The 19,960-nt window shown below is 73.9% G+C and carries 19 protein-coding genes, 1 pseudogene and 1 riboswitch; of the genes and pseudogenes, 11 read left to right on the plus strand and 9 right to left on the minus strand.

All coding sequences use genetic code 11. From position 1 onward, the window contains the following. Positions 1 to 142: 142 nt before the first annotated feature. Positions 143 to 346 (plus strand): annotated as a pseudogene (locus IF651_RS18360) (type I restriction enzyme subunit R domain-containing protein); the annotation flags it as partial. A 72-nt stretch (positions 347 to 418) separates the two neighbouring features. After that, a complete protein-coding gene (locus tag IF651_RS11500) occupies positions 419 to 1,192 on the plus strand; it encodes a type I restriction endonuclease subunit R, EcoR124 family (RefSeq protein WP_422110480.1) in 774 nt (257 codons plus the stop codon). 8 nt (positions 1,193 to 1,200) lie between these two features. Here IF651_RS11500 and IF651_RS18245 read toward each other — a convergent pair whose 3' ends face one another. Next, on the minus strand, positions 1,201 to 1,782 hold the full coding sequence (locus IF651_RS18245; RefSeq protein ID WP_191829275.1) for a phosphatase PAP2 family protein: 582 nt from the start codon (positions 1,780 to 1,782) through the stop codon (positions 1,201 to 1,203). A 190-nt stretch (positions 1,783 to 1,972) separates the two neighbouring features. Between IF651_RS18245 and IF651_RS11510 the strand changes: the two genes are divergently transcribed. Further along, positions 1,973 to 3,685, plus strand: a complete 1,713-nt coding sequence (locus IF651_RS11510; protein ID WP_191829276.1) for a glycosyl hydrolase family 18 protein — start codon at positions 1,973 to 1,975, stop codon at positions 3,683 to 3,685. Between the two features lie 68 nt (positions 3,686 to 3,753). Continuing rightward, complete coding sequence (locus tag IF651_RS11515; RefSeq protein ID WP_191829277.1) at positions 3,754 to 4,245, plus strand: NUDIX hydrolase; 492 nt, start codon at positions 3,754 to 3,756, stop codon at positions 4,243 to 4,245. Here the strand turns inward: IF651_RS11515 and IF651_RS11520 are convergent. The 3 genes from IF651_RS11520 to IF651_RS11530 form a co-directional block, all read right to left on the minus strand. After that, entirely contained in the window at positions 4,230 to 4,406 is a 177-nt protein-coding gene (locus IF651_RS11520) for a hypothetical protein (RefSeq protein ID WP_191829278.1), read from the minus strand. The two genes, IF651_RS11515 and IF651_RS11520, sit on opposite strands and share 16 nt — an antisense overlap. Before the next feature lie 179 nt (positions 4,407 to 4,585). Then, positions 4,586 to 5,824: an acetyl-CoA C-acyltransferase gene (locus tag IF651_RS11525; RefSeq protein ID WP_191829279.1), complete on the minus strand. Its 1,239-nt coding sequence runs from the start codon at positions 5,822 to 5,824 to the stop codon at positions 4,586 to 4,588. Between the two features lie 76 nt (positions 5,825 to 5,900). Next, positions 5,901 to 7,142 carry an acyl-CoA dehydrogenase family protein gene (locus IF651_RS11530; protein WP_191829391.1) on the minus strand — a complete coding sequence of 414 codons (1,242 nt, stop codon included), beginning with the start codon at positions 7,140 to 7,142 and terminating at the stop codon, positions 5,901 to 5,903. Positions 7,143 to 7,230: 88 nt separating this feature from the next. Here IF651_RS11530 and IF651_RS11535 point away from each other — a divergent pair, with 88 nt between their 5' ends. Then, a complete protein-coding gene (locus tag IF651_RS11535) occupies positions 7,231 to 7,644 on the plus strand; it encodes a DUF6221 family protein (RefSeq protein ID WP_191829280.1) in 414 nt (137 codons plus the stop codon). Between the two features lie 37 nt (positions 7,645 to 7,681). On the opposite strand, the gene pnuC is transcribed toward IF651_RS11535, so the two are convergent. Both pnuC and IF651_RS11545 read right to left on the minus strand, forming a co-directional pair. Further along, positions 7,682 to 8,380, minus strand: a complete 699-nt coding sequence (pnuC, locus tag IF651_RS11540; protein WP_191829281.1) for a nicotinamide riboside transporter PnuC — start codon at positions 8,378 to 8,380, stop codon at positions 7,682 to 7,684. A gap of 94 nt (positions 8,381 to 8,474) precedes the next feature. Next, a riboswitch (FMN riboswitch) is annotated at positions 8,475 to 8,598 on the minus strand. A 100-nt stretch (positions 8,599 to 8,698) separates the two neighbouring features. Further along, positions 8,699 to 9,472: a TetR/AcrR family transcriptional regulator gene (locus IF651_RS11545; protein ID WP_191829282.1), complete on the minus strand. Its 774-nt coding sequence runs from the start codon at positions 9,470 to 9,472 to the stop codon at positions 8,699 to 8,701. A gap of 62 nt (positions 9,473 to 9,534) precedes the next feature. Between IF651_RS11545 and IF651_RS11550 the strand changes: the two genes are divergently transcribed. Then, the gene (locus tag IF651_RS11550) at positions 9,535 to 10,077 is read left to right on the plus strand and encodes an MOSC domain-containing protein (RefSeq protein WP_191829283.1); all 543 of its coding nucleotides are present in this window, start codon (positions 9,535 to 9,537) and stop codon (positions 10,075 to 10,077) included. Here IF651_RS11550 and IF651_RS11555 read toward each other — a convergent pair. Beyond that, the gene (locus IF651_RS11555; protein ID WP_191829284.1) at positions 10,059 to 11,201 is read right to left on the minus strand and encodes a class I SAM-dependent methyltransferase; all 1,143 of its coding nucleotides are present in this window, start codon (positions 11,199 to 11,201) and stop codon (positions 10,059 to 10,061) included. The two genes, IF651_RS11550 and IF651_RS11555, sit on opposite strands and share 19 nt — an antisense overlap. Before the next feature lie 159 nt (positions 11,202 to 11,360). Between IF651_RS11555 and IF651_RS11560 the strand changes: the two genes are divergently transcribed. The 5 genes from IF651_RS11560 to IF651_RS11580 all read left to right on the plus strand — a co-directional run bounded on the left by IF651_RS11560 (position 11,361) and on the right by IF651_RS11580 (position 19,184). After that, the gene (locus IF651_RS11560) at positions 11,361 to 12,887 is read left to right on the plus strand and encodes a 3' terminal RNA ribose 2'-O-methyltransferase Hen1 (protein WP_191829285.1); all 1,527 of its coding nucleotides are present in this window, start codon (positions 11,361 to 11,363) and stop codon (positions 12,885 to 12,887) included. Continuing rightward, positions 12,884 to 15,631 carry a polynucleotide kinase-phosphatase gene (locus tag IF651_RS11565; protein ID WP_191829286.1) on the plus strand — a complete coding sequence of 916 codons (2,748 nt, stop codon included), beginning with the start codon at positions 12,884 to 12,886 and terminating at the stop codon, positions 15,629 to 15,631. Before IF651_RS11560 ends, IF651_RS11565 begins: the two co-directional genes overlap by 4 nt. A gap of 55 nt (positions 15,632 to 15,686) precedes the next feature. Then, positions 15,687 to 17,552, plus strand: coding sequence for an ABC transporter ATP-binding protein (locus IF651_RS11570; protein ID WP_338403916.1), 1,866 nt, complete (start codon positions 15,687 to 15,689; stop codon positions 17,550 to 17,552). Then, positions 17,549 to 18,451, plus strand: coding sequence for an energy-coupling factor transporter transmembrane component T (locus IF651_RS11575; RefSeq protein ID WP_191829287.1), 903 nt, complete (start codon positions 17,549 to 17,551; stop codon positions 18,449 to 18,451). The genes IF651_RS11570 and IF651_RS11575 overlap by 4 nt, the downstream gene beginning before the upstream one ends. A gap of 97 nt (positions 18,452 to 18,548) precedes the next feature. Beyond that, positions 18,549 to 19,184: an ECF transporter S component gene (locus IF651_RS11580; protein ID WP_191829288.1), complete on the plus strand. Its 636-nt coding sequence runs from the start codon at positions 18,549 to 18,551 to the stop codon at positions 19,182 to 19,184. A gap of 6 nt (positions 19,185 to 19,190) precedes the next feature. On the opposite strand, the gene IF651_RS11585 is transcribed toward IF651_RS11580, so the two are convergent. Beyond that, positions 19,191 to 19,391, minus strand: coding sequence for a hypothetical protein (locus IF651_RS11585; RefSeq protein WP_191829289.1), 201 nt, complete (start codon positions 19,389 to 19,391; stop codon positions 19,191 to 19,193). A 187-nt stretch (positions 19,392 to 19,578) separates the two neighbouring features. Then, the gene (locus tag IF651_RS11590) at positions 19,579 to 19,869 is read right to left on the minus strand and encodes a DUF4231 domain-containing protein (RefSeq protein ID WP_241744376.1); all 291 of its coding nucleotides are present in this window, start codon (positions 19,867 to 19,869) and stop codon (positions 19,579 to 19,581) included. Positions 19,870 to 19,960: the final 91 nt, after the last annotated feature.

Genomic DNA, 19,960 nt, shown 5'->3' on the forward strand with positions numbered 1-19,960 from the left:
CAACCGTCGACGCCGTCAGCGCGGCCTCGGCAGACTCACCCCGGTCGAGTTTGAGATGATCTACCGGACCGCAGACGCGGCCTGACTACCGCACACCCCGAGTGTCAACCAGACCGGGGGCAGACCCTCGGACAGCTTCCAGAACTACTACAAGGACCTGTCGCTGCGGATGAAGAACCGCGAGCTCGACCTGGTCATCGTCGTCAACATGTTCCTCACCGGGTTCGACGCCACCACGATGAACACCCTGTGGGTGGACAAGAATCTGCGGGCGCACGGTCTGATCCAGGCGTATTCGCGGACCAACCGGATCCTCAACTCGGTCAAGACCTACGGCAACATCGTCTCCTTCCGGGACCTCGAGGAGCAGACCAACGACGCGATCGCGCTCTTCGGCAACCCGGATGCCGCGGGGATCGTGCTGCTCAAGCCGTACGGGGAGTACTTCGACGAGTACGCGGAGAAGGTCACCGAGCTGCGTGAGCGGTTCCCGCTCGGTGCGCAGATCGCGGGGGAGCAGGCGCAGAAGGACTTCATCGCCGTCTTCGGGGCGCTGCTACGCCTGCGCAACATCCTGCTGTCGTTCGACGACTTCAGCGGCAACCAGATCCTCACGGACCGGGACCTGCAGGACTACCAGTCCCTCTATCTGGACTTCTACCAGTCCTTCCATCGCGCCGACACGGCCGAGCGGGAGTTGATCAACGACGACGTGGTGTTCGAGATCGAGCTGATCAAGCAGGTCGAGATCAACGTCGACTACATCCTCATGCTCGTCGAGCGCTTCCGGGCGGCGAAGGGTGACGGTGAGGACAAGGAGATCAAGGCGACGATCGACCGCGCCGTCGACTCCAGCCCGTCCCTGCGCAACAAGAAGGATCTCATCGAGGAGTTCGTCGACCGCCTCTCCATCGACGAGAGCGTGGCCGACGAGTGGCGCACCTACGTCGCGGCCAAGCGCGAGGCCGAGCTCGAGCGGATCATCACCGAGGAGAACCTCAAGCCCGACCAGACGCGCGACTTCATCTCCGCGGCGTTCCGCGACGGGCAGGTCCGGACCACCGGCACGGCCGTCACCACGATCCTGCCGCCGGTGTCGCGGTTCGCGAAGAACTCGGGTCACGGCGCCAAGAAGCAGACGGTCATCGAGAAGCTCACCGCGTTCTTCGAGCGGTTCTTCGATCTCATGTGAAGGCTGGCTCACGCCCTCAGTCGGGCGCAGGCAGCGCCGACGGCGACGCCGAGCACCGTACCGAGGACGACGTCGCTCGGGCGGTGCGCCCCGACGGCGACGCGGTCCAGCGCGGTGAGCACGACGACGAGCGCGAGCACGGCGGCGACAGTCCGGCGGGCGGTCGGCGAGAGCGCGCTGCCCGCCACGAGACCGTGCACGACGACCGCGACCACGGTGAGGTTCGTGACATGCCCGGACGGCGTGCTCGAGCCGGGCGTGGGGACGAGCGCGACGACGTCGGGCCGCGGGCGCCGCCAGGCCGCCTTGGCGCCCGCCTGGGCCGCCCAGCCGAGGAGGACGGTGCCGACGGCACGTGCGGAGGTCTTCGGCGAAGGCATTCCCGAGCGCGAGAGGCGGGCGGCCGCGAGGGCGACCGCGGGGAGCACGACCAGGTCGACGCGACGGGCGGTGAACGCGACGTCCCACGCGACGGCCGCGTGCCGGAGCGACGGACGCTCGCGCGTGCACGTGACCGCGGCGCGCACGGCGCGCTCGTCCCACGCGGCACACGTGCGCGCCACGTCGCGGATCCGCGGGGCGAGGGGCACCTGGGGAACCTACGTGCTGGCGCGGTGGCCCGCACGACGGCGGGACGCCGGGAGAGGTGTAACCCGAAGGACACGCGAACGAGACACGATGGTTTCGTTCGGACTCTGGTCTAAAGGTCGCGCCAGCGATAATGTGAAGGAGACCGAACAAACCCCGGCGACGTCCGGGCCGAAGAGCGACGAGGCCTTCATGTCTGATCGATCTCCCACCCGCCCGGTTCCTCCCAGCACCGCACCCGGCGCGCGGCGTCGGCTCGCTGGCGCCGTCGGCGCCACGGCGTCCACCGCGCTCCTGCTCGGCGCACTCGCAGCCCCCGCCGTGGCCGCACCGGCGGACCCCCCCCACGGCGCCGCGGACCTCAACGGGTACCGCAGCGTCGGCTACGTCATGGCCGACTCGCGCGTCACGCGCGACTTCCAGATCGCCGACCTCGTGCGCACCGGCGCGATCGAGGACCTGACCCACATCAACTACGCGTTCGGGAACGTCACCGCGGACCTCGTGTGCGACATCGCGGACGTGCCCGGCGAGGGCGACCCCGAGAACGACTACCTCGCCGAGGTCTCCGCGGCCGACTCCGTCGACGGCACGGCCGACGTCCCGGGCCAGGCGCTCGCGGGGAACTTCAACCAGCTCCGCGAGCTCAAGGACGTCAGCCCGGGCACGAAGGTCCTCGTCTCCCTCGGCGGGTGGACCTGGTCCGACCACTTCTCCGAGGCCGCGTCGACGCCCGAAGGCCGGACCGCGCTCGTCGACTCGTGCATCGACCTGTACATCGACGGAAACCTGCCCGAGGTCGGGGGCAGAGGTGGCCCGGGGGCCGCGGCAGGGATCTTCGACGGCATCGACATCGACTGGGAGTGGCCGGTCACCGGCGGCGAGACCGCGAACGCGCGGCCCGAGGACAAGGAGAACTTCCTCCTGCTCATGGAGGAGTTCCGCAGCGCGCTCGACGCGGCCGGGGCGGCGACGGGCGAGGACTACCTGCTGACGGCCTTCGCTCCGGCGGGTGGCTGGAACGCCGGCGAGGGCGGCTGGCTCGACCCGCGCCTGTTCGACGTCGTCGACTTCCTCAACGTCCAGGGCTACGACTTCCACGGCGGCTGGGTGCCGAACCAGACGGGCCACCAGGGCAACCTGCACCCCGACGGCGACAACAACTGGGGTCTCGGTCTCGACGGAGCGCTCGGGATGTACGTGGATGCGGGTGCGGACCCGAGCCAGATCAACGCCGGCCTCGCCGCGTACGGGCACGGCTGGTTCGGCGTCGAGGACGGGTCGCAGGCGTGGCAGCCCGCGCAGGGCTACGTGGGCACCAAGACCTACGCGGAGCTGCAGGCGCTCGACGGCGAGTCCTTCTTCGACCCGGAGCTCGGCGCGTCCTGGCTGTACGACGGCGACGAGTGGTGGTCCTACGACGACCCGACGTCGGTCACGGCCAAGGCGGAGTTCGTCGCCACGCAGGGCTACGGCGGCGCCATGTGGTGGGACCTGTCCGGTGACCACCGCAACGAGCTCGGCGACGCGCTGGGCTCGACGCTGCGCGCCGCCACCCCGGGCCCCGGCGTCGCGGCCGAGTGTGCGGTCCCCTGGTACGGCTCGGGCGTCTACACGGGCGGCGACGTCGTCTCGCACGGGGGCACCGAGTACGCGGCCCAGTGGTGGACCCGCAACCAGGTGCCGGGCTCCAGCAGCGCCTGGCAGCAGATCGGCCCGTGCGGCACGGCGCCCGACGTCGAGGTCCAGCCCTGCGCGTCCGAATGGTCGCGAGAGGCGGTCTACACCGGAGGTCAGACGGTCACCCGTGCGGGCGTGAACTACACGGCGCAGTGGTGGACGCGGGGCGAGCTGCCCGGGTCGACCCCGTGGGGCTCGTGGGACCCGGTCGGCCTCTGCGCATGACCTGTCGCCGCGCCCCTCGTGTCACTCGTCGACGAGCCGGTCCGGCGCGGGCTGTGTAGGAAGGGGGGATGAAGCAGTCAGCGGGACTCGTGCTCTACCGCGTCGCGGACGGCGTGGTCGAGGTGCTGCTCGGGCACATGGGCGGTCCGCTGTGGGCGCGCAAGGAGGCGGGCGCCTGGACCATCCCCAAGGGCGAGCTCGATCCGGGGGAGGAGGCGCACGCGGCCGCGCTGCGCGAGTTTGCGGAGGAGCTCGGGGTGCCGGCGCCGTCCGGGGCGGGCCCGGACCTCGAGCTCGGGACGGTGCGCCAGCGGGCGGGCAAGCTCGTCACGGCATGGGCCCGGGAGGGGGATCTCGACGTCGGCGCGGTGGTGAGCAACACGTTCGCGCTCGAGTGGCCGCCGCGCTCGGGGCGGATGCAGGAGTTCCCCGAGATCGACCGGGCCGGGTGGTTCCCGCTCGCCCGTGCCCGTGGCGTGGTGGTGTCGGGCCAGGTGGAGCTCCTCGACCGGCTGGAGGCCGAGCTCGGACGACGAGCGGACGGTCAGCCCAGCAGGTAGGGAGCGGCCAGGAAGCCGCCGAGCAGACCGAGCACGACGACGGCGCCGGCGGACAGGTGCGAGCGGCGGGCGCGGTCGGTGGCGCGGCGCACGGGCCCGGCCGTGCGGGCGCGGCGCGAGTCGGCGCGGGAGTCGGTCAGGTGATGGGTCATGGTGGTCATGTCGGCTCTCTCGTCGTGGACGTTCCAGGACTAGAGACCGTGCACGGCCCGATCTGTGACGCGATCTGACCAACCTGTGAAGCGATCTGCGTCACACGGCGACCGGTGAAACGCGCCAGCCCTGATGCATCATCGTGCACCAGGGCTGTTCGGCTCGCGCGCGCAACACTCTCGGACGGTCAGCCGGCGCGCAGGACGAGCGCGTCGCCCTGGCCGCCGCCGCCGCACAGGGCCGCGGCGCCGACGCCGCCGCCCCGGCGCCGCAGCGCGAGCGCGAGGTGCAGGGCGAGGCGCGCGCCGGACGCGCCGACGGGGTGCCCGAGGGCGATCGCCCCGCCGTCGGCGTTCACGACGTCCGCGTCGATGCCGAGGTCCGCGATCGACTGCAGCGCCACGGCGGCGAACGCCTCGTTGATCTCGACGAGGTCGAGGTCCGACGCCGCGAGCCCCTCGCGCTCCAGCGCGGCCTCGATCGCCCGCGAGGGCTGCGAGTGCAGCGAGCTGTCCGGGCCGGCGACCTGCCCGGCCGCACCGATCTCGGCGAGCCACGTCAGTCCGTTGCGCTTCGCGAAGGCACGGCTCGCGACGACGACCGCCGCCGCGCCGTCGGACAGCGGCGAGCTCGACCCGGCCGTGATGGTGCCGTCCGCGACGAACGCGGGCCGCAGGCGCTCCAGCGCTTCGAGGCTCGTGTCCGCGCGGACACCCTCGTCGTGCTCGACGACGACCGGGTCGCCCTTGCGCTGCGGGACGCTCACGGGCGCGATCTCCTCGCCGAGGCGGCCGGCGTCGCGCGCGGCCGCCGCGCACTGGTGCGAGCGGAGCGCGAACGCGTCCTGCTCGGGCCGTGCGATCCCGCGGGTCGCGCACCCGCGGTCGGTGAGCTCGCCCATGACCTCGCCGGTGAACGGGTCGTCGAGTCCGTCGTACGTGATCGAGTCGGCCATCGTGACGTCTCCGAACGCGTGGCCCGCGCGGGAGCCGAGCAGCAGGTGCGGGGCGTTCGTCATGGACTCCTGGCCGCCTGCGACGACGACGCTCGCCTCGCCCGTGCGGACCAGGCGCGCGGCGTCGATGATCGCGGTGAGCCCGGACAGGCACAGCTTGTTGACCGTCACCGTCGGCACGTCCCAACCGATGCCGGCCTGGATCGAGGACTGACGGGCCGGGCCCTGCTTGCCGCCGGCCTGGATGACCTGGCCGACGATCACGGTGTCGACCTGCTCGGCCGAGACGCCCGCGGCGGTCAGCGCGCCGCGGATCGCGTGCGCGCCGAGGTCGGTCGCGGACAGCGACGCGAGCGCGCCGCGGAAGCGGGTGAAGGGCGTGCGAGCGCCGTGCAGCAGGACGGGCGTGACCTCGTCCTCGGGGGTGATCTCGGTGGGGAGGCCGCCGTCGGCCACCGGGGACTGCGTCATCGTCGCGCTCCGTTCGGGAGAGGTGGCCCCGGCGCCGCGAGGAGGGGAGCGGCGCCGGGGAGCAGGGTGGGGTGGGTCAGGCGAAGGCGGAGACACCCGTGATGTCGCGGCCGACGATGAGCGCCTGCACGGACTCGGTGCCCTCGTAGGTGTGCAGGGCCTCGACGTCGGCGAAGTGCCGCGCCACCCGGTTCTGCAGCAGGATGCCGTTGCCGCCGAGCAGGTCCCTGGCGCTCGCGGCGATCTCGCGTGCCCCGCGGGTGCACGTGTACTTGGCGAGCGACGCCTGCGGGCCGGTGAGCTCCCCCGCCTCGTCCCGGCGCGTCATCTTCGCGACGAGGAGCTGCAGCTGGGTGAGCGTCGAGAGCATCCGGGTCAGGCGCTCCTGGATCATCTGGTTCGCCGCGAGCGGGCGGCCGAACTGCACGCGCTGCGTCGCGTAGGCGACCGCGGTCTCGTAGCACGCGACCGCGTGCCCGACGGCGGCCCACGCCACCCCGAGCCGCGTCGCGAACAGCACGCGCGACGTGTCCTTGAACGACCGTGCGCCGGGGAGCGCGGCGTCGGCGGGGACGAACACGTCGTCGAGCACGACGTGCGCCTGCCAGATCGCGCGCAGCGAGAACTTGCCGGTGATGGTCGTGCCCGTGTAGCCGGGGGTGTCCTGCGGGACGACGAACCCGTGCACCTGTCCGTCGGCATCTTCACCCACGAGCCGGGCCCACACCACGGTGATGTCGCCCGACGACCCGTTGCCGATCCACTTCTTCTCGCCGTTCAGCACGTAGCCGTCAACCCCGCCACGAGTCGTCGCGACCGCGGTCGTCTCGAGCGAGACCGAGTCGGAGCCGTGCGTCGGCTCGGTGAGGGCGAAGGCCCCGATGATCTCGCCGCGGGCCATCGGCTCGGCGTACCGGGCGCGCTGGGCGTCCGAGCCGAGCATCTGGATGGACCGCAGCGCGAGCCCGCCCTGCACGCCGCAGATCGTCGCGACCGAGCCGTCGCCGCGAGACATCTCCATCGCGGCGAGTCCCGCGGCCATGAGGCTCACGCGCGGACGGCCCTCGACGTCGACGCCGTCGCGCAGGAGGTCGAGGTCGCCCAGTCGCTCGACCAGGTCGAGCGGGACCTCGGCGCGCTCCCAGTAGTCGTCGATGACGGGCAGGACCTCGTCCTGGACGAACTGGCGCACGAGCTGCTGGTGCGCGCGGTCGGCGTCGGTCGCGTCCGCGAACGCACCGGCGTAGTCGATGTCGAGCGGTGTGGTGAGGTCGTAGCCGGGCTCGGTGACCCCGGGCGTGATCGGCGTTGCGGGCATCGGTGCTCCCTCGGCGTGCGGTCGTCGGCCGGCCAGGACGACGGTCGCGCCGACCGTTGCGGGGCCGGCGTCGACGGTGGTTCCCTCCATGGTCGCGCGATACCGCGTCTCAGTCAATGTGAGACCTAGTATCGAAGCCTCGCCCGACACCGGCTCGATCGTCGCGCCCGGCGCCACGGGCACCGTGGGCGATGATGAACCCATGACGCTGACCCAGTTCCTGCTCGCGCGGATCGCCGACGACGAGGCAGCGGCGGACTCGCCGGTCGGGTCGGCGGGAACCTTCTGGTCACCGGCACGCGTCCGGGCGGAGTGCGCGGCGAAGCGACGCATCGTCACGCTGGCCTACGAGGCCACGGGGTACGACATGACCGTCGATCTCGAACGCGAGTCGGACTCACGCACCGAGAGCGGCGTCGAGTTCGTCGGTGACCGCATCCTCAGGGCGCTCGCGACGCCCTACGCCGACCACCCCGACTACGAACCCCGGTGGGGCGCCTGACCACGGGCCGGCGCCGCGGACGCGCGCCGGGAGGTGCCTAGGCCTGCGTGCCGGCGGCGACCTCCGCCGCCGTGGCCTGCCGCCTGACCCGCCACCACACGAAGAACCCGACGAGCGTGAACGCGCCGTAGAACACATACATGAACGCCGACGCGTAGAACCCCGCGTCGACCAGGAGCGGGACGCCGACGACGTCGACCGCCACCCAGACCAGCCAGAACTCGACCCAGCCCTTCGCCATGCCGTACGTCGCTAGCAGCGAGCCCATGAAGATCCACGCGTCCGCCCACACGGGCTCGTACGACTCGAGGGCACGGAAGATGGGCGTCAGGACGAGCGTTCCCCCGACCAGCGCGCCGACGAGGAACGCGCGCTGACGCCACGTGGCCCAGTGGGGCACGACGGCGACGCCGTGGCTGTCCGCGTCCGCGTCGCCGAGCTTCCGCTGGGTCCCGCGCCACTGGACCCAGCCGTAGACCGACACGATCACGAACATGACCTGCCGTCCCGCCTGACCGAGCAGGTTCACCGGGTTGGGCGTCGCGAACACCGCGCCGAGGAACACCGTGAGCAGCAGCAGGTTGCCGACGATGCCCACGGGCCACGCCCACACCTTGCGCCGCATGCCGCCCAGCGCCGACGCCAGGCCGAACCCGTTGCCGACGATCTCCCGCCACAGCAGGTGCTGGTCGCCGATCGTCAGCTGCGCGTCGAACAGCGCGTGAATCGGATCCATCGGATGTCCTCGTCCTCCCGGGCACGACGGCTCCGGGGGCGTGAGGACGGCCGCGACCGGTCGCCGTCGGCTGTCGACGGGCACGGCCACGCCGCACGTGCTTCTCCCATCCGGACTGTCACCGTCGGTCCCGGAGTTCCACCAGGTCAACCGCGCGTAGGGCGCGGGTCGCGGACTGTCACCGCCGGCTCGGAATTGCACCGACCCCGGAGCACGTTCGTGCGTACTGCACTGCAACGGCAGATGCTACCGACCCATTCCCCGAGCTGTCAGCCCTCCGTACGGCTCTGGGGTCACCGGGGGCCGACAGGTCGTGGGTCAGGACAGGGCGTCGCGGACCGCGCGGGCGACGGCGTCCGCGACGTCGTCCGCGGTCGTGCCCGGGTCCACCACGGTCACCACCACGCGGGGGGTCGTGCCCGGCCCGACGGCGCGGGCGTCGTCGGGCACCTGGCGTGCGGGCCCGGCGGGCGCGGCGGCACGGCCCGACGTCGCGGCGCGGCGCAGGTCTGCGAACGCCTCCTCGAGCTGTGGGCGCAGGTCCTGGTCGGGCGCTCGCAGCCAGCGACGCAGGAGCGCGTTGTGGACGGCGACGACGGACGCGGCGAACGCGATCGAGGCCGTGGACCGGCGCTGGTCCGGAGGGAGGGCGTCGCGCAGGTAGGCCGTGAACGCGCGCTCGTAGCGGTGCGTGGTGACCAGCTCTCGGTCGCGCAGCGCCGGGACCTGCTGCAGCAGGTCGTGGCGCGCGAGCGACGTCTCGCGCTGGCCCACGTGGTGGTCGAACACGAGCCGCGCCGTCCGGCACACCTCGACGTACGGGTCGACGGACAGGTCGGCCACGAGGTTCCCCGCGGCGTCGGGCACGGGGCGGGTGGCCGCGAGCATGACGACCACCTGGTCGAGCAGGAGCTCGTGGTCGGCGAAGACCACGTCCTCCTTGGAGCGGAAGCGCCGGAAGAACGTGGCGCGGCTGACCTGGGCGGCGTCGGCGATCTCCTCGACCGTGGTCTGCTCGTACCCCTGCCGGGTGAAGAGCTCGATCGCGGCGTCGACGGCCTGGGCGTGGGTGCGGCTGCGGACGTCGGTCATGGTTGCCGACGGTACACCGGGCGGGCTCGCCCGCCAGGGCGGGACGGTGCGAGGCTGGTGCCGTGACCGAACCACCGACGGCCCCGGCGAGCGACCCGTCGACCAGCCCGCAGCTCGATCCACCCCGCGTGCACGCGATCCACGTCGCCAAGGCGCGCCGCCTGCCCACCCGGACCGTCCCCGAGGTCGAGGCGGAGGCCGGGCGCGGGCTCGTGGGAGACAGGTACCACGGGTCGAAGCACCGGCACGTGACCGTGCAGACGCTCACCGACCTGGCCGCCGCGTCCGCCGAGCTGGGCTCGGACATCGATCCCGGACTGACCCGTCGCAACGTGACCCTCACGCACGGCGACCTGCCCACGAGGCCGGGCTCGTTCCTGACCATCGGCGACGTCGAGCTGCAGGTGCTCCGGATCGCCGCACCGTGCCGGCTGCTCGACGACTGGATCGCGCCCGGAGCGATGCGCTCGATGCACGGCCGCGGCGGTGTGGTGTGCCGGCTGCTGACCTCCGGGACGATCCGAGTCGGCGACGAGGCGCGCTGGCCGATGTCGGACGGCACGCCCGAGGCATCGCGGCCGACGCGTCAGAGGACGAGCCGGTAGAACCGGAAGAACGAGAAGTCCTCGACCGGGAGGACCTCCAGGCCCGAGAACCCCGCGTCGAGCGCGTAGCGCCGCAGCGTCGCGGGTCGAAGGACCGTCCCCGTGCCGACCGACGGCTGCGACGAGAGCCCGTCGGGCAGGCACACGAATAGGCTGTAGCCGTACATCACCCGGTCCACGTCGTCGGCGGGTGCCGTGAACTCCTCACCCACGGCCTCGTCCATGACGACGACGAGACCGCGCGGCCGCACGGAGCGCCGCACCGCGTCGAGCACCGCGACGGGCCGGGGCATGTCGTGGACGCACTCGAACGCGAACGCCGCGTCGAACGGGTCGGTCGCGTCCAGCTCGGACGCGTCGCCGTGGTGGAACGTCACGCGGTCGGCGAGTCCCGCCGCTGCCGCGGCTGCTCGCGCCGCCTCGACCGACGGGCCGTCCAGGTCGACGCCCTGCACGACGGCGTCCGGGAACGCACGTGCGATCGCGAGCGTCGACCACCCGAACCCGCACCCGACGTCGAGGGCCCTCGCCCCGGGACGCGACAGCGCGCTCTCGGCCGCCGGCAGGCGCCGCAGCGTCGGCCCGAGCTCGTGCTCGAACCATGGCCGGTTGATGTCGGCCTGGGCCTGGCGCGCGTCGTCGCCCAGCTGGTCCCACGACACCCCGCCGCCCGTCCGGTACGCGTCGAGCAGGTGCGGGAGCTGCGGCCCGACCGCGGCGATCATCCGGGCGAGCGGAGCCGTGTACGCGAGCGACGACGCGTCGGTGAGGACCTCCGCGTGCGCGGCGGGCAGCGCGTAGAGACGCTCGCGCGCGACGTCCTGCGGGTCGGCGTCCAGCGCGGGTGCCGCGCCGGAGTCCTGGGCGACGAGGATCCCGGTCGCCGCCTGCTGCTCGAGCCACTCGCGCGCGTACCGCTCGTGCGTGCCGGTGGCCTCGGCGAGCGCGGTCGACGTCAGCGGACCGCCGTCGGCGAGCGCGCGGTACCAGCCGAGCCGGTCGCCGACGTGGACCGCCAGCACGTCGAACGCCCCGAGCGCCGCGTCGAACAGCCGCGTCGCGAACGCGTCCACGGGTGGTGGCAGGCGCTCCGGGACGGGTGTCGACTGCTCGTCGGCCGTCATCGTGCCGAGACTCCGTCCCTGCGTTGGCCGGGCGTGCCGAGGTCGACGACGCCCGTCCCTCGACGGTAGACCTCACGGCACAGCGCGTCGAGAGGTCGGGACGTGCGGGGTGGGCGAATTCGGTGCCGGTCGATGGCGCCAGGTGGCAGCATGGCGGCCATGCTCGTCACCCTGACCGCCACGGCGGCACCCGACGCCGGTCTCGACGATGCGACGGATCTCGGGTTCCTCCTGCACAAGCACCCCGGGCGGGCCCAGGTGTTCGAGCTGCCGGTCGGTCGCGCGCACGTCTTCTACCCCGAGGCGACGTCGGAGCGGTGCACGGTCGCGCTGCTGCTCGAGGTCGACCCGGTGGGGATCGTGCGGGACAAGCGGTTCGGCGGTGGCGGTGGTGGCTTCGCGCTCGCGCAGTACGTCAACGACCGGCCGTACGCGGCGTCGTCGATGGTCGCGGTCGCGCTGGGCAAGGTGTTCTCGACCGCGACGGCAGGCAGGTGCGACGCGCGCCCGGGGCTCGTCGACGTCGCGATACCGCTCGAGGTCCACGTCCCGTCGCTGCCGTGCCGGGGCGGGGTCGACCTCGTGCGCCGGTTGTTCGAGCCGCTGGGCTGGACGGTCGACGCCGCGGCCGAGCCGCTCGACCCGACGGTGCCCGCGTGGGGCGCGTCGCGCTCCGTCGACCTGCGGCTGCGCGGGAGGTCACGGCTCGCGGACGCGCTGACGCAGCTCTACGTCCTGCTGCCCGTGCTCGACGACGCGAAGCACTACTGGGTGTCGACGGACGAGGTCGACAAGCTCGTGCGCGCGGGCGAGGGCTGGCTCGCCGGCCATCCCGCGCGCGAGGAGATCGCGCGCCGGTATCTCGCCCACCAGCGGCGTTACGTCGACGACGCCGTCTCTCGCCTCGCAGAGCCCGACGACACGGCCGCCGACGTCGGCTCCGCTGCCGCGGGTCCCGGCCTCGCGGCCCCGGACGGGACCGGACCGGAGAGCGGGGCCGGGCCCGCCGACGCCGGGCCGCCGCCGCTCGCCCGGCAGCGTGCCGACGCGGTGCTCGCCGCGCTGCACGACGCCGGTGCCCGGACCGTCGTCGACCTCGGCTGCGGCGAGGGAGCGCTGCTGCGCAGGCTCGCCGCGGACCGGACGTTCACGCGGATCCTCGGGACCGACGTGTCGGCGCGCGAGCTCGAGCGTGCCGCCGCCCGCCTGCGCCTGCACGACGCGAGCGACGCCGAGCGCGAGCGCGTGCGACTCGTGCAGTCGTCCCTCACCTACACCGACGACCGGCTGGCGGGGTTCGACGCCGCGGTGCTCATGGAGGTCGTCGAGCACGTCGACCCGTCACGGCTCGACGCGCTCGAGCGTGCCGTGCTGGGCCACGCGCGCCCGCGGACCGTCGCCGTGACGACCCCGAACGCCGAGTACAACGTGCACTACCCGGCGCTGCACGAGGGGCCGCAGGGCGGGATGCGCCACCCGGACCACCGGTTCGAGTGGACGCGCGCGCAGTTCCGCGCCTGGGCGGACGCGGTAGGGGAGCGGTACGGATACGGAGTGGCGTACCGCGACGTCGGCCCGGTGGACACCGGCCCGCCCACCCAGATGGCCGTCTTCACCGAGCTGTCAGCGCTCGGTGGGCCCAGAGACTCACGAGGTGCTGACAGGTCGTCGGGGGGTGCGGCATGAGCGAGCTCAGGGTGCCGGCGTCCAGCCTCGTCGTGCTCGTCGGGGTGTCCGGGTCGGGGAAGTCGACGTTCGCGCTCGAGCGGTTCGGTCCGTACGAGACCGTGTCGTCCGACGTGTGCCGCGGCCTCGTGTCCAACGACGAGAACGACCAGTCCGCCACGAAGGCCGCGTTCGAGGTGCTCCACACGATCGTCGCGCAGCGCCTCGCGGCCAACCTCCTGACCGTCGTCGACGCGACGAACGTGCAGCGCGAGGCCCGCAAGAGCCTCGTCGCGCTCGCCCGGTCCCACGACGTCCTGCCCGTCGCCATCGTGCTCGACGTGCCGGCGCAGGTCGCGATCGAGCGCAACGTGGCGCGCCTCGACCGGGACTTCGGCGCGCACGTCGTCAAGCGGCAGCACGCCGCGCTGCGGTCGTCCCTGAAGTCGCTGCAGCGCGAGGGGTTCCGGACGGTCCACGTGCTGCGCGGCGAGGACGAGGTCGCCGCCGCACGGATCGTGCGCACGCCCCTGCTCACGGACCGCCGCGACGAGACGGGCCCGTTCGACGCCATCGGCGACGTGCACGGCTGCCTCGACGAGCTCGTCACCCTGCTGGACCGCCTCGGGTACGTCGTCGTGCGCGACGACGCGGGCCGGCCCGTCGACGCCGCCCACCCCGAGGGTCGGCGCGCGATCCTCCTCGGCGACCTCGTCGACCGCGGCCCCGACTCGCCGGGCGTGCTGCGCCTCGCGATGGGCATGGTCCGTGCCGGGCACGCGCTCGCCGTCCCGGGCAACCACGAGCACAAGCTCGTGCGTGCGCTCGCCGGCCGGGACGTCACGGTCTCGCACGGGCTCGAGACGACGCTCGCCCAGCTCGCGGACGAGCCCGAGGAGTTCCGGCGCGACGTCGAGTCGTTCTGCCGCGACCTCGTCTCCCATCTCGTGCTCGACGGCGGCGCGCTCGTCGTCGCGCACGCCGGGCTCAAGGAGTCCTACCAGGGCCGGGCGTCGGGGCGCGTGCGCAGCTTCGCGCTCTACGGCGACACGACCGGAGAGACCGACGAGTTCGGCCTGCCCGTGCGCTACCCGTGGGCGGACGACTACCGCGGCCGCGCGACGGTGCTCTACGGCCACACTCCGACGCCCGAGGCGCGGTGGGTCAACAACACGATGTGCCTCGACACGGGCTGCGTGTTCGGCGGCAAGCTCTCCGCGCTGCGCTACCCCGAGAAGGAGCTCGTCGAGGTCCCGGCCGCCCGCGTGCACTACGAGCCGGCCCGGCCCTTCCTGCCCGACGACGCGGGGCCCGGACCCGGCGCCGGTTCCCCCCGCGGGGTCGGCGGCGCGCGCGAGCCCGACCTGCTCGACGTGACCGACGTCCTGGGGCGCCGCGTCGTCGAGACCGCGACGCACGGGCGGGTGTCGATCGGCGAGGAGAACGCCGCGGGCGCGCTCGAGGTCATGAGCCGGTTCGCCGTCGACCCGCGGCTCCTGCTGCACCTGCCGCCGACCATGAGCCCCGTCGCCACCTCCACGCTGCCGGGTCTGCTCGAGCACCCCGACGCCGCGTTCGCCGCGTACGCGCGCGACGGCGTCGGGCACGTGGTGTGCGAGGAGAAGCACATGGGCTCACGCGCGGTGCTGCTGGTCGCGCGGGACTCCGGCGGTGGAGATGGTGCGGACGGGTCCGGTGGTGCAGGTCGCGGACGGTCGGTGTCGCGGATCGTCGCGGAGCGGTTCGGGATCGAGGCCCCCGGGGCCGTGCACACACGGACCGGCCGGTCCTTCCTCGACGAGCCGACGACTGCCCTGCTCCTCGCGCGCGCCGCCGCGGCCCTGGAGGCGGCCGGGACGTGGGACGCGCTCGGCGCGGGCTGGGTCCTGCTCGACGCCGAGATCCTCCCGTGGTCGCTCAAGGCGGACCAGCTCCTGCGCGACCAGTACGCGAGCGTCGGTGCGGCGGCGCGCGCCGTCATGCCCGCCGCGCTCGACGCCCTCGCCGCGGCGCAGGCGCGCGGGATCGACGTGGGGGAGCTGCGGCGTCGTACCGCCGAGCGGGCCACGGACGCGGAACTGTTCGTCGAGTCCTACCGTCGGTACCGCTGGGACACGGGGGGCGCGACCCCCGACGACGTGTCCGGCGAGGGGGCGATCGGCGACCCGTTGCGCGGCGTGCAGGTCGCGCCGTTCCAGGTTCTCGCGAGCGGGACCGCCCGGCCGGGGGGTGGGCAGGGAGCCGCCGTCGGACCGGGCTCGGCCGGGACGACGTACGGCGACCGCGACCACCTGTGGCACCTCGACGTCGCAGACGCCCTCGTCGCGGCGGACCCGGAGCTGTTCCGCACGACCCGGCGCGTCGTCGTCGACCTGTCCGACGACGCGTCCCGCGCCGCGGGCACCGCCTGGTGGGAGGAGCTGACGGCTGCCGGGGGAGAGGGCATGGTCGTCAAGCCGCTCGAGAACCTCGTGCGGCGCGGCGGCGGCGGGACGACGGGCGGCGGGCTGGTCCAGCCCGGTCTCAAGGTCCGGGGGCGGGAGTACCTGCGCATCATCTACGGACCGGAGTACACGCAGGAGCACAACCTGGAGCGGCTGCGGGAGCGGTCGCTCGGGCGCAAGCGCTCCCTGGCACTACGGGAGTACGCGCTCGGCCTCGAGTCGTTGGACCGCGTCACCCGGGGCGAGCCGCTGTGGCGCGTGCACGAGGCGGTGTTCGCCGTCCTCGCGCTGGAGTCGGAACGAGTGGACCCCCGCCTCTGACCGACCCCCCGCCCGGCCTCGCCATGGGGGCTTAGGTTCGCCTATCCTGACCTGCGTGGCGGACGAGGTGAGCGGGGACCGGGCGGCGGCTCGCTCGCCCCTGCTCGCCGTACGGGGCGTCAGCATCCGGCACCACGAGCACGACGACGACCCTGCGCACGACGACCCTGCGCACGACGGCGCGGCGGACGACCGATCGCGCGGCGCGACAGCACCGACACCGTGCGACGTCACGTTCGACGTCGGGCCGGGCGAGGCGGTGCTGCTCCTCGGTCCGTCGGGCTGCGGCAAGTCGACGCTCGCGCTCGCGACGAACGGCCTCGTGCCGCACGTCGTCGGCGCGGACCTCGACGGCACCGTGCACGTGCGCGGGCGGTCCACGGCCGACCACGACACGCCGGACCTGTCGCGCGACGTCGCGATGGTCTTCCAGGACCCGGACGCCCAGGTCGTCACGGGGACGCTGCTCGACGAGGTGTGCTTCGGTCCCGAGAACCTGTTCGCCCCGGTGGACGACGTGCTCGCGCGCGCCGAGGATGCGCTGCGCCGCGTCGGGCTGTGGGACCGCCGCGCCGACGACCCGGTCACTCTGTCCGGCGGCGGTCGTCAGCGCCTCGCGATCGCGTGCGCGCTCGCGCTGGGCTCGCCGCTGCTCGTGCTGGACGAGCCGACGGCGAACCTCGACCCGGCGGGGACCGAGGAGGTCTACGCCGTGCTGCGCGAGGTCGTCTCGACGGGGGACCGTGCCGTCCTGCTCGTCGAGCACGACCTCGACGCCGCGGTCTCGCTCGTCGACCGGGTCGTGGTGCTCGACGCCGCGGGCCGCCTCGTCCTCGACGGAACCACGCGTGACGTCCTCGCGGGCCGGGCGGACCTGCTCGCCGACCTCGGCGTGTGGCTGCCCACGGCGACGCTCGCGGCGCTGCGGCTGCGCGACGCGGGCGTCGGGATCGACACGTCGGGCGGGCTGCCGCTCACGCCCGCCGAGCTCGCGGCGCTGCTCGACGCCGTAGCCGTCCTCCCCGACCACGGCCAGCCCGACGTCCCGCCCACGACGCGGGACGCGGGCCGCGCGGGCGGGCCGACGCTCGTCGTGGAGCACCTGACGTTCCGGCGCGGTCGCGGCCGGGGCGCGACCACCGTCCTGCACGACGTCTCCCTGGCCGTCGCGCCGGGCGAGCTCGTCGCCGTCGTGGGGTCGAACGGGGCCGGCAAGACGACGCTCGCCCAGCTCGCTGCCGGGGTGCTGCGGGCGCCGCGCGGCAGCCTCGACGGGAGCGTGCGCGTCGCCGGTCTGGACCCGACGCGGACCGACCCGCGCGAGCTCGCCGGCCACGTCGGGTTCGTGTTCCAGAACCCCGAGCACCAGCTCGTCACGAGCCGGGTCGACGACGAGCTCGCCCTCGGCCTGCGTGTGCGGGGCGTGCCCGACGACGAGGTCGAGGCCCGCGTCGAGGACGTCCTGCGGCGGTTCGGGCTGACCCACCTGCGCGACCGGCACCCGTTCCTGCTGTCCGGAGGGCAGAAGCGACGCCTGTCGGTCGGCACGGCGATCATCTGCCGCCCGGACGTCCTCGTGCTCGACGAGCCCACGTACGGGCAGGACCGCGAGCGCGCCGCGGAGCTCCTCGACCTCCTCACCGCGCTGCACCGCGAGGGCACGGCCGTCGTCGTCGTGAGCCACGACATGCAGCTCGTCGCCGAGCACGCGACGCGCGTCGTCGCGCTCGCCGGCGGGCGGGTCGTCGCCGACGGGACCCCGTCGGCGGTCCTGGCCGACGACGCGGTGCTGAGCGCGTGCGGGCTGCGCGTCCCCGCGCTCGCGCGCGCGACGCGTGGTCTCGTCCGCCACCCGGCGTGGCGGGGCGTCACGCGCCTCGTGGACCTCCCGGTCGCGGCCGTCGCGCGGGTGCCGGCATGAGCGCCGTCGTGCGCCCCGGGCCCGCCGGCGTCGAGACCAGGCCCGCCGCCGTCGACCCCGGGCCTGCGGCAGGTAGCCCGGGCGACCGGTCCGGAGCGCGTCCGGGGACCTTCGCGGGGCCCGCGTGGGACCTGCGGACGTACGACCCGCTCGTCACGACGCTCGGGCCGCTGCCCGTCGTCGTCTTCGTCTTCACCACGCGCGACCTGCTCACCCCGGCACTGATCGCCGCCGCGGCGCTCGCCGTCGTCCTCGTCATGGTCCGTCCGCCCGGGCGTGTCCTCGCGGCACTGCTCCTCGGGCTGCCCCTGCTGGCGGTGGTCATGACCGTCTCGTTCGGCGTCCTCACCGACCCGCACACCGTGGACGGCACGACGCTCGTCGCGAGCGTCGGACCGTTCGAGCTGTGGTCGGGTGCGCTCGTCACCGGGCTCGCGACGAGCCTGCGGACCGTCGCGCTGCTGCTGCTCGTGCTGGTCGGCGGGCTGTCGACCACCGGTGCGGACGTCGTGCGGGCCATGGTGCAGCAGCTCCGGGTGCCCTACCGGATCGGCTACGCGGCGCTCGCCGCGCTGCGGTTCGTCCCGCGGTTCGGCCACGAGCTCGAGGTGATCCGCTCGGCGCACCGGGTGCGCGGCGTCGATCACGGTCGGGGCCCGCTCGCCGGGCTCCGCCGCCAGGCCGGGTACGCGGTGCCCCTGCTCGCCGGCGGGATCCGGCACGGCGAGCGCGTGTCCCTCGCGATGGAGGCGCGCGGTTTCGGGGCGCACCCGGCCCGCACCGAGCGGGTGCGGATCCCGTTCCGCGCGCGTGACGTCGTGTTCCTCGTCGCGACCTACGCGGTCCCCGCCACCATCGTGCTCGTCGTCGTGCCCGCCCTGGCGCGCTCGGCCGGCTGAACCCGGGCCGCCCACCCGGGTCTCCCGCCCCGGCCCGAGACCACCGACCACCGACCCGACACCCGCCCGACCACCGACCCGACCCGGAGAACCCAGAATGCCGACCTCGACCTCCCGGACCAGCCGGTCCCTCACCACGCGCTACCTCATGACGTGCGCGGCGATCGGCGCCGCGACCGGCGTGCTCCTCGTCCCCGCGAACTTCGTGTCCGCGGCGCTCGCCTCCACGGTCCCCGTGCTCTACTCGGCGATGGTCGGGCTGTGGATCATCGGACCGGTCCTCGCCCTCGCGCTCGTGCGGCGGCCCGGCGCCGCCGTGCTGACGATGCTCGTCGCGGGCGTCATCAGCAGCGCGTCGCCGCTCGGGGCGTCGTCGATCCTGACGTGCCTCATGATCGGGGCCGCCCTCGAGCTCGTGTTCCTCGTGACGCTCTACCGGGTGTGGTCGCCGTGGCTGTTCTGCACGGGCACGTTCGTGTTCGCCGCGCTCTACACGTGGTCCGCGTTCGTCGCGTTCGACGCCGCAGCGATGGCGACCGTCGTCCAGGTGCTGATCGTCGTGCTCATGATGGGCAGCGCGCTCGCGGGCGCGTGGCTCGGGCTGCTGCTCGCACGACGCCTCGAGAAGGCGGGCGTGGCGCGCGGTCTCGCGCCGGCGCGGACGCGGACGGCGGCGCCCGTGGAGACGGCGGCGGCGCCGTCGGGCACGGCCACCGCTGCCGAGAGCGCCTGAGGCGGCTCAGCCGCCGAGGAAGGCGCTCAGCGCGAGCGCCGAGAAGATCACCGCCCCGACGACGACCGCGAGGGCGACGACCCAGCCGCTGGTGCGCTCGGCGGCGGGGGGCCGGGAGACCGGGCGGGAACGGGGCGGCGGCCGCGTGCCGGGCGTGCCGGTACGGGCCGGCCGGGTGGCCGGGGTGTCGGGGAGCTGGCTCGTCACGTGCGCCTCCGGAGGTCGCGACGCCGCTGCCCGACGCCGTCCGTCCAGTCTTCGCCAGGACGTGACCCGCGCGCGTCGGCCGACCGGCGGATCCTGCACCCCGGTCGTGTACGACCTGCGGATGACAGCCGGGCGGCGGGCAGCCCGCGGGATCGGCCGACCGGCGTCGGGCAGGATCGGCCAGAGGTCAGCGGGGCGCGTTCTCCTGGTGCGGCGGTCGGTGGTCGTCGCCGCGGCCGTTGCGCGCGACGCGCTGCAACCAGCGGACCTCGCGCAGCGCGACGGCTGCCGCGACGAGCAGCGGGACCCAGGCCCAGGTACGGCCGCGCAGCACGAGGGTCAGGCACACGACGGCCACGACGATCCCGCCGAGAACCGTCGCGACGCTCGACCAGCGCGTGCGGGTGCGCACCGTGTCGACCCGCTGCCACCACCTGCGCAGCCGGTCGTGGGGGCCATCGCCCGTTGGTACGGTCACGGGGCCACCCTAGCGATGCCGGCGGGAGTCGCCCTCCGGTCGCGCCCGTGCGTGGGACGACGCAGGTTGGATGCACGGCACGTGGCCGTCG

Source organism: Cellulosimicrobium arenosum (assembly GCF_014837295.1).
Classification (GTDB): domain Bacteria; phylum Actinomycetota; class Actinomycetes; order Actinomycetales; family Cellulomonadaceae; genus Cellulosimicrobium; species Cellulosimicrobium arenosum.